13 protein-coding genes are annotated in these 13933 nt (G+C 71.6%); 10 read left to right on the plus strand and 3 right to left on the minus strand.

Features of this window, described 5'->3' with window-relative positions:
- Positions 1 to 195 precede the first annotated feature (195 nt).
- From ACZ63I_RS30365 to ACZ63I_RS30375, 3 genes are read left to right on the plus strand one after another with little or no spacing between them, the layout of a single operon-like run.
- Positions 196 to 2172: a putative cobaltochelatase gene (locus tag ACZ63I_RS30365; protein WP_469342448.1), complete on the plus strand. Its 1977-nt coding sequence runs from the start codon at positions 196 to 198 to the stop codon at positions 2170 to 2172.
- On the plus strand, positions 2173 to 2772 hold the full coding sequence (gene cobO / locus ACZ63I_RS30370) for a cob(I)yrinic acid a,c-diamide adenosyltransferase (protein ID WP_469342449.1): 600 nt from the start codon (positions 2173 to 2175) through the stop codon (positions 2770 to 2772).
- Complete coding sequence (locus tag ACZ63I_RS30375; protein WP_469342450.1) at positions 2766 to 4124, plus strand: cobyrinate a,c-diamide synthase; 1359 nt, start codon at positions 2766 to 2768, stop codon at positions 4122 to 4124. The genes cobO and ACZ63I_RS30375 overlap by 7 nt, the downstream gene beginning before the upstream one ends.
- A gap of 5 nt (positions 4125 to 4129) precedes the next feature.
- Here the strand turns inward: ACZ63I_RS30375 and ACZ63I_RS30380 are convergent, their stop codons facing one another.
- Positions 4130 to 4885: a ZIP family metal transporter gene (locus ACZ63I_RS30380; RefSeq protein WP_469342451.1), complete on the minus strand. Its 756-nt coding sequence runs from the start codon at positions 4883 to 4885 to the stop codon at positions 4130 to 4132.
- A 74-nt stretch (positions 4886 to 4959) separates the two neighbouring features.
- Here ACZ63I_RS30380 and ACZ63I_RS30385 point away from each other — a divergent pair, with 74 nt between their 5' ends.
- Positions 4960 to 5400 (plus strand): cobalamin biosynthesis protein, encoded by a 441-nt coding sequence (locus ACZ63I_RS30385; protein WP_469342452.1) that lies wholly within the window; start codon positions 4960 to 4962, stop codon positions 5398 to 5400.
- Positions 5401 to 5585: 185 nt separating this feature from the next.
- The gene (cobC, locus tag ACZ63I_RS30390) at positions 5586 to 6647 is read left to right on the plus strand and encodes an Rv2231c family pyridoxal phosphate-dependent protein CobC (RefSeq protein WP_469342453.1); all 1062 of its coding nucleotides are present in this window, start codon (positions 5586 to 5588) and stop codon (positions 6645 to 6647) included.
- 90 nt (positions 6648 to 6737) lie between these two features.
- Here cobC and ACZ63I_RS30395 read toward each other — a convergent pair whose 3' ends face one another.
- Both ACZ63I_RS30395 and ACZ63I_RS30400 read right to left on the minus strand, forming a co-directional pair.
- The gene (locus ACZ63I_RS30395; RefSeq protein WP_469342454.1) at positions 6738 to 7658 is read right to left on the minus strand and encodes an SCO1860 family LAETG-anchored protein; all 921 of its coding nucleotides are present in this window, start codon (positions 7656 to 7658) and stop codon (positions 6738 to 6740) included.
- Positions 7659 to 7877: 219 nt separating this feature from the next.
- Positions 7878 to 8954, minus strand: a complete 1077-nt coding sequence (locus ACZ63I_RS30400; protein ID WP_469342624.1) for an amidohydrolase family protein — start codon at positions 8952 to 8954, stop codon at positions 7878 to 7880.
- A 157-nt stretch (positions 8955 to 9111) separates the two neighbouring features.
- Here ACZ63I_RS30400 and ACZ63I_RS30405 point away from each other — a divergent pair, with 157 nt between their 5' ends.
- The 5 genes from ACZ63I_RS30405 (at position 9112) to thpD (ending at position 13851) form a co-directional block, all read left to right on the plus strand.
- Positions 9112 to 10215 (plus strand): pyridoxal-phosphate-dependent aminotransferase family protein, encoded by a 1104-nt coding sequence (locus ACZ63I_RS30405; RefSeq protein WP_469342455.1) that lies wholly within the window; start codon positions 9112 to 9114, stop codon positions 10213 to 10215.
- A 332-nt stretch (positions 10216 to 10547) separates the two neighbouring features.
- Positions 10548 to 11087, plus strand: coding sequence for a diaminobutyrate acetyltransferase (ectA, locus tag ACZ63I_RS30410; protein WP_469342456.1), 540 nt, complete (start codon positions 10548 to 10550; stop codon positions 11085 to 11087).
- A 137-nt stretch (positions 11088 to 11224) separates the two neighbouring features.
- Positions 11225 to 12493: a diaminobutyrate--2-oxoglutarate transaminase gene (gene ectB / locus ACZ63I_RS30415; protein WP_469342457.1), complete on the plus strand. Its 1269-nt coding sequence runs from the start codon at positions 11225 to 11227 to the stop codon at positions 12491 to 12493.
- Between the two features lie 58 nt (positions 12494 to 12551).
- The gene (locus ACZ63I_RS30420) at positions 12552 to 12950 is read left to right on the plus strand and encodes an ectoine synthase (RefSeq protein WP_041991010.1); all 399 of its coding nucleotides are present in this window, start codon (positions 12552 to 12554) and stop codon (positions 12948 to 12950) included.
- A gap of 4 nt (positions 12951 to 12954) precedes the next feature.
- On the plus strand, positions 12955 to 13851 hold the full coding sequence (thpD, locus tag ACZ63I_RS30425) for an ectoine hydroxylase (RefSeq protein WP_469342459.1): 897 nt from the start codon (positions 12955 to 12957) through the stop codon (positions 13849 to 13851).
- The last annotated feature ends 82 nt before the right edge of the window (positions 13852 to 13933 follow it).

Below are 13933 nucleotides of genomic sequence, written 5' to 3' on the forward strand. Positions count from 1 at the left end.
GGGGGCCGGGGCCGCAGGAGGGGGGTGTCCGGACGTAAAGCGTAGGAGTTCTAGCGATCGAGCAGTCCGGACACCCCCCTCCGGAGGCCCCGGACCCCGGCACCAGCCGGACGGGCCGCAACCCAGACCCGCCAACCGAACCGCGCCGGACGGCGACACCGCAACCAAGACCCGGCAACACCGAAGGAGTCGTACATGAGCACACCCTTTCCGTTCACCGCCGTCGTGGGGATGGACGATCTGCGGCTCGCGCTGCTGCTCAACGCGGTGAGTCCCGCCGTGGGCGGTGTGCTGGTGCGTGGCGAGAAGGGCACCGCCAAGTCCACCGCCGTACGGGCGCTTTCGGCGCTGCTGCCTGAGGTCTCCGTCGTGCCGGGGTGCCGGTTCAGTTGTGATCCCGCGGCGCCCGATCCCGCGTGCCCCGACGGGCCGCACGCGGTGGTGGACGGGGTGGGCAGGGCCGCCCGGGTGGTCGAGTTGCCCGTGGGTGCCTCCGAGGACCGGCTCGTGGGGGCGCTGGACATCGAGCGGGCCCTCTCCGAGGGGGTGAAGGCGTTCGAGCCCGGTCTGCTGGCCGACGCGCACCGCGGGGTGCTGTACGTGGACGAAGTCAACCTGCTGCACGACCACTTGGTCGATCTGCTGCTGGACGCGGCCGCCATGGGCGCCTCGTACGTGGAGCGCGAAGGCGTGTCCGTACGGCATGCGGCGCGTTTTTTGCTGGTCGGGACGATGAACCCCGAAGAGGGCGAGCTGCGGCCGCAGTTGCTCGACCGGTTCGGGCTGACGGTGGAGGTCTCGGCCTCCCGTGATCCGGAGCTGCGGGTCGAGGTCGTGCGGCGGCGGCTCGCCTACGACGACGATCCGGCCGGGTTCGGTGCCACGTGGGCGGCCGAGGAGGACGCGCTGCGCGAGCGGATCGTGACCGCGCGCGCCCTGCTGCCCGAAGTGCGGCTCGGGGACGCCGCGTTGCTGCAGATCGCCGCCACGTGCGCCGCGTTCGAGGTGGACGGGATGCGGGCGGACATCGTGATGGCGCGGACGGCGACCGCGCTGGCGGCCTGGGCCGGGCGTACGGATGTGCTCGCCGAGGACGTCCGGCAGGCGGCGCTGCTCGCGCTGCCGCACCGGCGGCGGCGTAATCCCTTTGACGCGCCGGGACTTGACGAGGACAAGCTCGACGAGACGCTGGAGGAGTTCAAGGGCGACGACGACCCGGATCCAGGACCGGACGGGCCTGGTGGCGGTGTTCCGCCGCAGGATGGGCCGGAGGAGGGGGGCGAAGCTCCCTCGGAAGCCGAAAAAGAGGGGCAGGCGGCGGCCCCCGGTGGTGGCGGGGAGCAGGCGCCCGTCGGTGCCGCCGAGCCGTTCCGTACCAAGATGCTGAGCGTGCCGGGGCTCGGTGAGGGCGCCGCGGGGCGCCGGTCCCGGGCCCGTACCGAGCACGGCAGGACGACGGGGTCACGCCGGCCGCAGGGTGCGCTGACCAAGCTGCATCTGGCGGCGACGGTGCAGGCCGCGGCGCCGCATCAGCTCGCGCGTGGCCGCAGCGGTCCGGGACTTGTGGTGCGCAGGGACGATCTGCGGCAGGCGACCAGGGAGGGCCGCGAGGGGAACCTCGTGCTGTTCGTGGTCGACGCGTCGGGTTCGATGGCGGCGCGGCGGCGGGTGAGCGCCGTGAAGGGCGCTGTGCTCTCGCTGCTGCTCGACGCCTACCAGCGGCGCGACAAGGTGGGTCTGGTGACCTTCCGCGGTACGGAGGCGACGGTGGCGCTGCCGCCCACGTCGTCGGTGGACGCGGCAGCGGCGCGGCTCGAGTCGCTGCCGACGGGTGGGCGTACCCCGCTCGCCGCCGGGCTGCTGAGCGCCCATGACGTGCTGCGGGTGGAGCGGATGCGGGATCCCGCGCGCCGGCCGCTGCTGGTCGTCGTGACGGACGGCAGGGCGACGGGCGGTCCCGATCCGGTGGCGCTCGGCGGGCGTGCGGCGCGGCTGCACGCGGCGGAGGGTACGGCTTCGGTGGTCGTGGACTGCGAGTCGGGGCCGGTACGGCTGGGGCTCGCCGGGCAGTTGGCCGCCGATCTGGGCGGCACCGCCGTCACGCTCGACGAGCTGCGCGCCGACAGCATCGCGGGGCTTGTCAGGGACGTACAGCAGGGGAGGGCCGCTTAAATGCCGCAGGGAAAGCCGGAGTCGGTGCCGGACGACGGTCTGACGACGCGTCAGCGCCGCAACCGTCCGCTGGTGCTGGTTCATACGGGCACGGGCAAGGGCAAGTCGACCGCCGCTTTCGGGCTCGCGCTGCGGGCCTGGACGCAGGGCTGGCCGGTCGGGGTCTTCCAGTTCGTGAAGTCGGCGAAGTGGAAGGTCGGCGAGGAGCAGGCGCTGAAGGTGCTGGGGGCGAGCGGCGAGGGCGGCACGGTCGCCTGGCACAAGATGGGCGAGGGCTGGTCGTGGGTGCAGCGCGACAGCCAGTTGTCCAACGAGGAGGCGGCGCGGGAGGGTTGGGAGCAGGTCAAGCGCGATCTGGCGGCCGAGACCCACAAGCTGTACGTGCTGGACGAGTTCGCGTATCCGCTGCACTGGGGGTGGGTCGACACCGCCGAGGTGATCGAGGTGCTGCGGGACCGTCCCGGTACCCAGCATGTGGTGATCACCGGCCGCAACGCCCCGCAGGAGCTGCTGGACTTCGCCGATCTGGTCACGGAGATGACGAAGGTCAAGCACCCGATGGACGCGGGTCAGAAGGGCCAGCGGGGCATCGAGTGGTGATCCCCCGGCTGGTGATCGCGGCGCCGTCGTCGGGGAGCGGCAAGACGACGGTGGCGACCGGGCTGATGGCGGCGTTCTCGGAGCGCGGTCTGGCCGTTTCGCCGCACAAGGTCGGGCCCGACTACATCGACCCCGGCTATCACACGCTGGCCGTCTCGGGCGCTGCGGGCGGCAGGCCGGGCCGCAACCTCGACTCCTTCATGTGCGGTACGGGGCTGATCGGGCCGCTGTTCGCGCACGGCGCCCAGGGGTGCGACCTCGCGGTCGTCGAGGGCGTCATGGGGCTGTACGACGGCGCTTCGGACCAGGGCGAGCTGGCCTCGACGGCGCAGGTGTCGAAGCTGCTGCGGGCGCCGGTGGTGCTGGTCGTGGACGCGTCGTCGCAGTCGCGTTCCGTCGCGGCGCTGGTGCACGGCTTCGCCTCGTGGGACCCGGAGGTGCGGATCGGCGGGGTGATCCTCAACAAGGTCGCCTCCGACCGGCACGAGCGGCTGCTGCGCGACGCGCTGGACGGTTCCGGGGTGCCGGTGCTGGGCGTGCTGCGCCGGACGGACCAGGTCGGTACGCCGTCGCGGCATCTGGGGCTCGTACCGGTCGCGGAGCGGCACGCGGACGCGCTGGCGGCGACCCGGGCGCTGGCCGACCGGGTGCGGGCGGGATGCGATCTGGACGCGCTGCTGGCGCTGGCCCGCAGCGCTCCCCCGCTGGACACGGCGGTGTGGTCGCCGGAGATGGCGCCGGTGGGCGGGCCCAGGCCCGTGGTGGCCGTCGCCGGCGGGGCCGCGTTCACGTTCTCGTACGCCGAGCACACGGAGCTGCTGACGGCGGCGGGCGCCGATGTCGTCCCGTTCGACCCGCTCCATGACGAGGCGCTGCCCGAGGGGACGCGCGGGCTGGTGATCGGCGGCGGGTTCCCCGAGGTGTACGCGCCCGAGCTGTCCGCGAACGAGCCGCTGCGCAAGGCCGTCGCCGAACTGGCGTACAGCGGCGCGCCGGTGGCCGCCGAGTGTGCCGGGCTGCTGTATCTGGCGCGGTCCCTGGACGGCAGGCCGATGTGCGGGGTGCTGGCGGCCGACGGGCGGATGTCGGGGCGGCTGACGCTCGGCTACCGGGAGGCGGTCGCGGTCGGTGACAGCGCGCTGGCCGTGGCGGGGACGCGCGTACGCGGGCACGAGTTCCACCGTACGGTGCTGGATCCGGGGGCCGGTGACGCGCCCGCGTGGGGTGTGGTGCGCCCGGAGCGGCGGGTCGAGGGGTTCGTCACGGGCGGGGTGCACGCCAGCTATCTGCATACGCACTGGGCGGCGACGCCGGAGATGGCGCGGCGGTTCGTCGCCGGATGCGCGCGGTGAGACCGTCAGCCGGCGAGCCCGACGACCAGCCAGATGAAGCCCACGCCGAGGACGGTGCAGAGCAGCGTGGAGCGGGCGGGGTGCTCGTGGTGGGCCTCGGGCAGGATCTCGGCGGCAGCGAGGTAGAGCAGCGCGCCGCCGAAGAAGCCGAGGTAGCTGCCGAGCGCCTCCTCGGGGAGCGTGAACAGCAGTGTGGAGGCCGCGCCGACCACCGGCGCCACGGCGTCGGCGACGAGCATCGTGAGGGCTTTGCGGCGGTCGTTCCCGTACAGGCTGGTGATCGTGTACGTGTTGAAGCCGTCCGCGAAGTCATGGGCGATCACGGCGAGCGCGACGGCCGTGCCGATCGCGCCGTTGACCTGGAAGGCAGCGCCGAGCGCGACGCCGTCCATCAGGCTGTGGCCCACCATCGCGGCGGCGGCGGTCAGGCCGAACTGCGGCACGCGGGGCGCGGGGGCGTGCGGGTCGCGGCCGTCGTCCTGCGGATCGGCGCCGTGGGAGGTCTGCCGGACGGCGAGCAGCCGTTCCACCAGATGGGCGATGAGGAAGCCGCCGACGAACAGCAGCAGCGCCTGGGGCACGCCGAAGACGTCGCCGCCCGCCGCCCGTACCGCTTCGGGCAGCAGATCGAGGCCGACGACGCCGAGCATCAGTCCACCGGCCAGCCCCAGCACGAGGTGGCGGCGGTCGGTGACGCGTTGCGCCGTCCAGCCGCCGAACAGCGTCATGAGGAACGCGCCGAGCGCGACGAACACCGCCATGAGCCCCTGCATAGTCGATCAGGGGTGTGCTCCGCACGTCCGGGAAGTCCCCGGAGTCCGAAAAGGGGCCGCTCGTGACCAACGTCACCGGCCGGGCGGCGCTGGTGGTCGGGGTCGGCGCGCGGCGCGGCGCCGCCGCCGACGAGGTGCTGGGCCTGGTCCTGGACACGCTGCGGGACGCGGGGCTTTCCGTGCTGGACGTGGTGGAGCTGGCGACCGTCGAGGCCAAGGCGGGCGAGCCGGGTGTCGTCGGGGCCGCCGTGCGGCTGGGGGCGCCGCTGCGGGCGTATCCGGCGGAGCTGCTGGCGTCGGTGCGGGTGCCGGGCGCCTCGGAGGCGGCGCTGGCCGCCGTCGGCACCGCGTCGGTCGCCGAGGCGGCGGCGCTGGCCGGTGGCGGCGAACTGATCGTGACGAAGCGCAGATCGAATCCCAACGGCCGCTCTCCTGCGGCCACTTGCGCGGTGGTTCGCCGACCGCTGAACGAGCTGGGCGCCCTGCCCGTGGACAGGATGTGAGCAGGGACGGTAAACAGCACGGAACCGGGGAGTCCACACTCCCCGACCGCAACATGATCATGGTGCCGCCCGCATGTGCCGGTGGCATTTCGGAGGGAGCACAGTGACCCGCGTCCACCCCCACAGCGTCGCGATCAGCAGGCCCGTCGAGCGGGCGGCCATATCCGGCGAACAGCGCGGCAGCCATGCACACACCCACTGACGCCCCCGATCTGCGCCACCACGGTGACGCGGAGGTGCGCGACTGCAAGCAAGGACTGGTCGATCTCGCCGTCAATGTCCGCAGCGGCACTCCCCCGGACTGGCTGCGTGAGCGCATCGCCTTGTCGCTGACGGGCCTCGCCGCCTACCCCGACGGGCGGGCGGCGCGGGCCGCCGTCGCTGCCCGGCACGGACTGCCGCCGGAGCGGGTGCTGCTGACGGCGGGCGCCGCCGAGGCGTTCGTGCTGCTCGCCCGCGCGCTGCCGTGCCGCCGCCCGGTCGTGGTGCATCCGCAGTTCACCGAACCCGAGTCGGCCCTGCTGGACGCGGGTCACGAGGTGCGCCGGGTGCTGCTCGACGCACGGGACGGCTTCCGGCTCGACCCGGCCGCCGTGCCGGACGACGCGGACCTGGTGGTGATCGGGAATCCGACCAACCCGACGTCCGTGCTGCACCCGGCGGCTACCGTCGTCCAACTCGCCCGGCCAGGGCGGACGTTGGTGGTGGACGAGGCGTTCATGGACGCGGTGCCCGGCGAACCGGAGGCGCTGGCGGCGCGTACGGACGTGCCGGGTCTCGTGGTGGTGCGCAGCCTCACGAAGACCTGGGGTCTCGCCGGGCTGCGGGTCGGTTACGTACTCGCCGACCCGGCGACGGTCGCGGCCCTGGAGCGGGCCCAGCCGCTGTGGCCGGTCTCGACACCGGCCCTGGCGGCCGCCGAGGCGTGCATGACGCCGACTGCGCTGGCGGAGGCGGAGCAGGCGGCGCGGCTGATCGGCGTGGAGCGCGCCCATCTGCTCGCGGGGCTCGCGGAGTTCGACGAGGTACGGGCCGTCGAGGCGGCGGAGGGTCCTTTCGTACTCGTACGGATGGAGCGGGCGGATTCGGTACGGGCCCGGCTGCGCACGCTGGGCTTCGCGGCGCGCAGGGGCGACACGTTCCCCGGGCTCGGCCGGAACTGGCTGCGGCTCGCGGTACGGGACAGACCCACGACGAACCGTTTCCTCCAGGCCCTGGACCAGGCGCTGACGGCCGTCGGCCCGTAGGCCGCGGCGCACCGTTCCCGCAGGGGGCGCACCGCTCGCGGTGCGCCCCCTTCCCCCTTCTCAACCACCCGGCCCCCCGGCCGGTGGTCGTCAGCGCCTGGCGCGGGCCCGTGCCAGGGCGAGGGCGGTGCCGCCCGCAGCGAGCAGGACGGCGGCGCCGCCCGCCAGGTACGGCGTCTTGGAACTGCCGCCCGTCTCGGCCAGGTTCTCCGGTGCGGCGGCGCTCTGCGGCTCCAGCTCGGGCTGCGCCTCCTCGGCCTTCGCCGGCTCGGGCGCGGCCTTGGTCGGCTCGTCCGGTGTCCGACAGGTCGCCTCGGCGATGGTGAGGGAGCCCTGGACGTCGGCGACGTTCAACTTGAGGGGATTGACCGACACATGGAGCGCGAGGGCGGTCGCCGCCGCCGTACGGGACGTGGTCTCCGTCTTCGACAGGTCGAGCGTCACGTCGCCGACTCCCGGTACGGAGACGCGCGTCGGGCCGCCGGCGGAGACCGTGACCCGCTTGCCGAGCACGGTCACGTCGCCGAGCAGATTCGATTCGGCGGTGGGCTTCTCGCCGACGGCGCAGACCGCCTTGGAGGTGACCTGCTGGACCTCGATGAGGGAGAGCAGCGGCAGCCCCGGCACATGCACCCTGGCGCGGGCGAGGTTGGCGTACCCCTCGGCCTTGTGCTCGTCGACGGTGGCCTTGGACGTGGCCACGTCGGCCCGCAGCACACTGAAGGGTTTGCCCTTGTCGACTCCGTCCAACTCGACGCTGAGCGCGGTCTTGTCGGCGCTCGCCGGGGCCTTCACCTCGTTGAGGGACGCGTTCAGCGGCACGTCGACGGTCTTGTTGAGCAGGGACACGTCGAGGCTCGTCCTGAGCACGGACGCGCTCGCACTGCCGTCGCCCTCCACGCCGGTGGCCTGGGCGGGCGCGGCGAGGAGCACGGGGCCTGCCGTCAGCGCCACGGCGGCGGCGACAGCGGCGCAGCGGCGTGCGGGCAGGCTGAAGGTGTTGCTGTTCAAGATGGTGGAACCCCCACAAGAGATTTGGCGTCGCCGACCGGCCGACACGGGGACACGAGGCGGCGGCGACCGAGACATCCGGATTCTTTACGCACGAAGAGTGAACTGGCAGTCACCTGACGTCAGTTCACTCCAAAGTGGGGTTTCCGTGCTTTCATTCGATTCTTGTGGCACGTGAGTTCACTCACGTCACCCCTCAGGGACGGCTACGAGGGGGCGTCAGCGCACCACATGTCCGTCGAGGACGATCCGGCGCGGCGCAGCCAGTACCCGTACGTCGGCGCGCGGGTCCTCGTCGTACACCACCAGATCGGCCGGAGCGCCCTCTTCGAGGACGGGGCGGCCCAGCCAGCGCCTGGCCCCCCAGGCGGTCGCCGAGAGGGCGTCCAGCGCCGGGATACCGGCCTTCACCAACTCCGCCACCTCGGCGGCGACCAGACCGTGGGCGAGCGAGCCGCCGGCGTCGGTGCCGACGAAGACGGGGACGCCCGCGTCGTACGCCGAGCGCACCGTGTCGTACCGGCGCTCGTGGAGCCGGTTCATGTGCGCGGCCCAGCGCGGGTACTTGGCCGCTCCGGACGCCGCCAACTGCGGGAAGGTGGCGATGTTGACCAGGGTCGGCACGATCGCGACGCCGTGCTCGGCGAAGAGCGGGATTGTGTCCTCGGTGAGGCCCGTGGCGTGCTCGACGCAGTCGATGCCGGCCTCCACCAGATCGCGCAGCGCGACCTCGGCGAAGCAGTGCGCGGTGACCCGGGCGCCGAGCCGGTGCGCCTCGGCGATGGCCGCGTCGACGGCCTCGCGCGGCCAGCAGGCGGTCAGGTCGCCGGCGTCCCGGTCGATCCAGTCGCCGACGAGCTTGACCCACCCGTCGCCGCGTGCCGCCTCCTGGGCGACATAGCCGACGAGGTCGTCGGGCTCGATCTCGTGGGCGAAGTTGCGGATGTAGCGGCGGGTGCGGGCGATGTGCCGGCCCGCCCTGATGATCTTCGGCAGGTCGGCGCGGCCGTCGGTCCACCGGGTGTCGGCGGGCGAGCCGGCGTCGCGCAGCAGCAGCGCGCCCGCTTCGCGGTCCTCGACGGCCTGCTTCTCGGTGGTCGCCGCGTCCACGGCGCCCGCGTGGTCGAGTCCGACATGGCAGTGCGCGTCGACCAGGCCGGGCAGCACCCAGCCGGTGACGGTACGGACGTCGCGGGCGGCGGCCGGCCTGCTGTGCGTGATCCGGCCGCCCACCACCCACAGTTCGTCGCCGGTCTCCTCGGGGCCGAGGAGCACCCGCCCCTTCACGTGCAGCACCGTGTGATCACTCATGAGCAGCACTGTACGAGCCCGTGGGTACCCTCGATCAAGGAGTTCCGGACACCGGTCCGGACGTCGTGCCCCCTGTTCGCCCTCATGTTCCGTTCGCCCTCATGTTCCGTTCGCCTTCACGTCCTGAAGAGAGTCCATCGCCGTGACGCACCCGCTGCTCGACCTGCCCCCGCTGACCGCCGCGCACTTCGCCGCCATCGAGCGGCGGGTCGCCGCGCTGCTCGCCACCGAGCACGACGTGGTGATCACCCAGGGCGAGGCGCTGCTGCCGCTCGAAGGGTGCGTACGGGGCGGCGCGCGGCCGGGGTCGACGGCGCTGAACGTGGTCACAGGACCCTACGGGCAGACCTTCGGCAACTGGCTGCGGGACTGCGGCGCCACGGTCGTGGACCTGACGGTGCCGTTCGACGAGGCGGTCACCCCCGCGCAGGTCGAGCGGGCGCTGGCGGCCCGTCCCGAGACCGACTTCGTCTCGCTGGTGCACGCGGAGGCGGCGACGGGCAACACCAACCCGGTCGCCGAGATCGGCGAGGTCGTACGGGCGCACGGCGCGCTGTTCATGCTGGACGCCGTGGCGTCGGTCGCGGCCGAGCCGCTGCTGCCCGACGCGTGGGGCGTGGACCTGTGCGTGATCGGCGCGCAGAAGGCGATGGGCGGCCCGGCCGGGGTGTCGGCGGTCTCGGTCAGTGACCGCGCCTGGGAGCGGCTGGCCGCCAATCCGCAAGCGCCGCGCCGCTCGTACCTGTCGCTGCTGGACTGGAAGGAGCGGTGGATCGACACCGGCCGCAAGGCCCTGCCGCACGCCCCGGCGCAGTTGGAGATGCTGGCGCTCGAAGCGAGCCTGGAGCGGATCGAGGCGGCCGGGCTCGAAGCGGTGACCGCCCGGCACGCGCGCGCGGCGGCCGCGACCCGCGCGGGCACGCTGGCGCTGGGCGGCGGCCTCGCCCCGTACGTACGCGATCCGGCGGCGGCGGCGCCGGTGGCCACGACGCTGCGTACCCCTGCGGGGGTGGACGCGGCCGGGCTGGTGGCGAAGGTCCTGGCGGCCGATCCCGCGCTGCCGGTCGTCGCGGGCGGCGGCGCGCTGGCCGGGGAGATGATCCGGGTCAACCACTACGGTCCTGACGCCACCCGGGAGACCGTGCTGTCCTGTCTCGACGCGCTGGGCGCCGCGCTCGCCGAGGCAGGACAGCACGGTGTGGACAGGAAAGCCGCAGCGGATGCGGTCGGCGATATGTGGCGGTAGCATCCGGCAATTGAAGAACACGTTGAAGTGCGAATACGGGAAGGTGCTTTACCCTGTACAGCTTCCCGTATTCTCCTGCCCGCTTTTCATTCCCTTAAACGCTAAAGTTTCAACAGGATGATCAGCGGGTTTCGGACATGTCTCGCGGGTGTTACCCATATGTGACCGAGTCCACAGGTGGCACGGTTCTGACCAGGCATGTCCGACTAAATCACCCCAAGCCGCCGCCACTGGACCCAGGGGTGGTACCCCGTGCGATAACACAAGGACGGCATCCGCCCAACCCCTGGCGACGATGCATCTTTTGAATTAGCTAGGTAAATTAAATCTGCATGACCCCCGCACAAGCAGACCTTGCAGGTGCCAGCAGCGAATTCGCCCATTCCTTCGGGATCGACACCCCACGAGTGGAGGACGGAGCCGCGCTCTGGCGCATCGCCCGCGACTCCGAGGTCCTCGACCTCAACTCCTCGTACAGCTACTTGCTGTGGTGTCGTGACTTCGCCACCACGTCCGTCGTCGCCCGCGACGACGGCGGAGACCCCGTCGCCTTCGTCACCGGATACGTCCGGCCCGAACGGCCCAAGATCCTCGTCATCTGGCAGGTCGCCGTGGACGGCGCCCACCGGGGCAAGGGGCTCGCGGGGACCCTGCTCGACGAGCTCACGGCCCGGGTCGCCAGGGAGCTGGGAATCACTTCGATCGAGACGACCGTGACCCCCGACAACACCCCTTCGGACCGGATGTTCACGGCCTACGCGGCGCGCCACGACGCGATCCTGGACCGGGAGGTGCTCTTCCACGGCGGGATGTTCCCCGACGAGGGACACCAGCCCGAGGTGCTCTACCGCATCGGTCCTCTCTCGTTCTGAGCCGCGGCCCGGTCACGCCGTGACCCTGTGTGACCAAGGACCGCACCGAGCCATGTCCCGCGCCCGCCCCACCACCGCCGGGCGCGTTCGCTCCGACTTCCCTCACTCTCCGTTCACCCCATCGGCAGGAGACTCCTGTGACCATCACCCCGCCCGCCCTGAGCGTCTTCGAGACCCTGGAATCCGAGGTACGCAGCTACTGCCGCGGCTGGCCCGCCGTGTTCGACCGCGCGCAGGGCAGCCGCCTCACCGACGAGGACGGTCATAGCTACCTCGACTTCTTCGCCGGCGCCGGATCACTCAACTACGGCCACAACAACCCGGTACTCAAACGGGCGCTCATCGACTACATCGAAAGGGACGGCATCACGCACGGCCTCGACATGGCGACGACCGCCAAACGGGCCTTTCTGGAGTCGTTCCAGAACGTGGTGCTGCGCCCGCGCGACCTGCCGTACAAGGTCATGTTCCCCGGCCCGACCGGCACCAACGCGGTCGAGTCGGCGCTGAAGCTGGCCCGCAAGGTCAAGGGCCGCGAGTCGATCGTCTCGTTCACCAACGCCTTCCACGGCATGTCGCTGGGCTCGCTGGCCGTCACCGGCAACGCGTTCAAGCGGGCGGGGGCCGGTATCCCGCTGGTGCACGGCACGCCGATGCCGTTCGACCACTACCTGGACGACCGGACGCCCGACTTCCTCTGGTTCGAGCGGCTGCTGGAGGACCAGGGCTCCGGGCTGAACAAGCCGGCCGCCGTGATCGTCGAGACGGTCCAGGGCGAGGGCGGCATCAATGTCGCGCGCCCCGAATGGCTGCGTGAGCTGGCCGCCCTGTGCCACCGCCAGGACATGCTGCTGATCGTCGACGACATCCAGATGGGCTGCGGCCGAACCGGTGCTTTCTTCTCCTTCGAGGAGGCGGGCATCACACCGGACATCGTGACGCTTTCGAAGTCCATCAGCGGGTACGGGCTTCCTATGTCGCTCTGCCTGTTCAACCCGGAGCTGGACATCTGGGAGCCGGGCGAGCACAACGGCACGTTCCGCGGCAACAACCCGGCCTTCGTCACGGCGGCCGCCGCGCTCAACACCTACTGGGCCGACGGGCAGATGGAGAAGCAGACCATCGCCCGCGGTGAGCAGGTCGAGCAGGCGCTGGCCGCGATCTGCGCCGAGAATGCCGAGGAGACCGTCGAGTTCCGGGGCCGCGGCCTGGTCTGGGGCCTGGAGTTCGCCGACAAGAGCCGGGCGTCCGCCGTCTGCGCCCGCGCCTTCAAGCTCGGCCTGCTGCTGGAGACCTCAGGACCGCAGAGCGAGGTGGTGAAGCTGCTTCCGCCGCTCACCGTCACGCCCGACGAGCTGGACGAGGGCCTGCGGACGCTGGAGCGCGCCGTACGCGAAACGGCGTAAGCGCGCCTGCCGCCCGGCCCGGCCAGGGATTCACAGAAGAGAAAGGCACGAACACACCGTGATCGTCCGATCGTTCAAGGATGTCGAGAACACCGACCGGCACATCGTGGCCGCTTCGGGGACCTGGGAGAGCAAGCGCATCGTGCTTGCCAAGGAGAAGGTCGGCTTCTCGCTCCACGAGACCGTCATGTACGCGGGCACCGAGACGTCCATGTGGTACGCCAACCACATCGAGGCGGTCCTGTGCGTGGAGGGCGAGGCCGAGGTCACCGACGACGAGACGGGCGAGGTCCACTGGATCACGCCCGGCACGATGTACCTGCTGAACGGGCACGAGCGCCACACCGTCCGGCCGAAGACCGACTTCCGCTCCATCTGCGTGTTCAACCCGCCGGTGACCGGGCGGGAGGAGCACGACGAGAACGGCGTCTACCCGCTGATCACCGAGGAGGGCTGACCATATGACCACCGCACCCGTACGTACCGACCTCTACCCCACCCGTGGCGCCACCGAGCTGACCACGCCCCGCCAGGACCCCGTCGTCTGGGGCGCCCCCGGCGCACCGGGACCGATCGAGGCCGCCGAACTGGGGTCGTTCGAGCGCGACGGCTTCCTCAGCATCGAGCAGCTCATCGGCGCCGACGAGGTCGCGCTGTACCGCACCGAGCTGGAGCGGCTCATCAACGACCCGAAGGTACGGGCCGACGAGCGCTCGATCGTGGAGCCCAAGACGCAGAACGTGCGGTCCGTCTTCGAGGTCCACCGCCTCAGCGAGATCTTCGCCGGGCTCGTACGCGACGAGCGGGTCGTCGGCAGGGCCCGGCAGATCCTCGGCTCGGACGTGTACGTCCACCAGTCGCGGGTCAACGTCAAGCCGGGCTTCGGCGCCTCCGGGTTCTACTGGCACTCGGACTTCGAGACCTGGCACGCCGAGGACGGCCTGCCGAACATGCGGGCCGTGTCGGTCTCGATCGCGCTGACCGAGAACTTCGACACCAACGGCGGTCTGATGATCATGCCGGGGTCGCACAAGTCGTTCCTGGGCTGCGCGGGCGAGACGCCGAAGGACAACTACAAGCAGTCGCTGCAGATGCAGGACGCCGGCACGCCGTCGCACGAGGCGCTGACGAGCATGGCCGACGCGCACGGCATCAAGCTCTTCACCGGCAAGGAGGGCTCGGCCACCTGGTTCGACTGCAACTGCATGCACGGCTCGGGTGACAACATCACGCCGTACGCGCGCAGCAACGTCTTCATCGTGTTCAACAGCGTGGAGAACACGGCGCAGGAGCCGTTCGCGGCGCCGGTGCCGCGGCCGGACTTCATCGGGGCGCGGGACTTCACGCCGGTGCGCTGAGGTAGCGGGAGCCATCTCCACCCGAAGGCGCGGGACCTGTCATGACGACGGGTCCCGCGCCTTTGTGTGTGCGGTTGTGTGT

This window comes from Streptomyces sp. NPDC087906 (assembly GCF_055584925.1).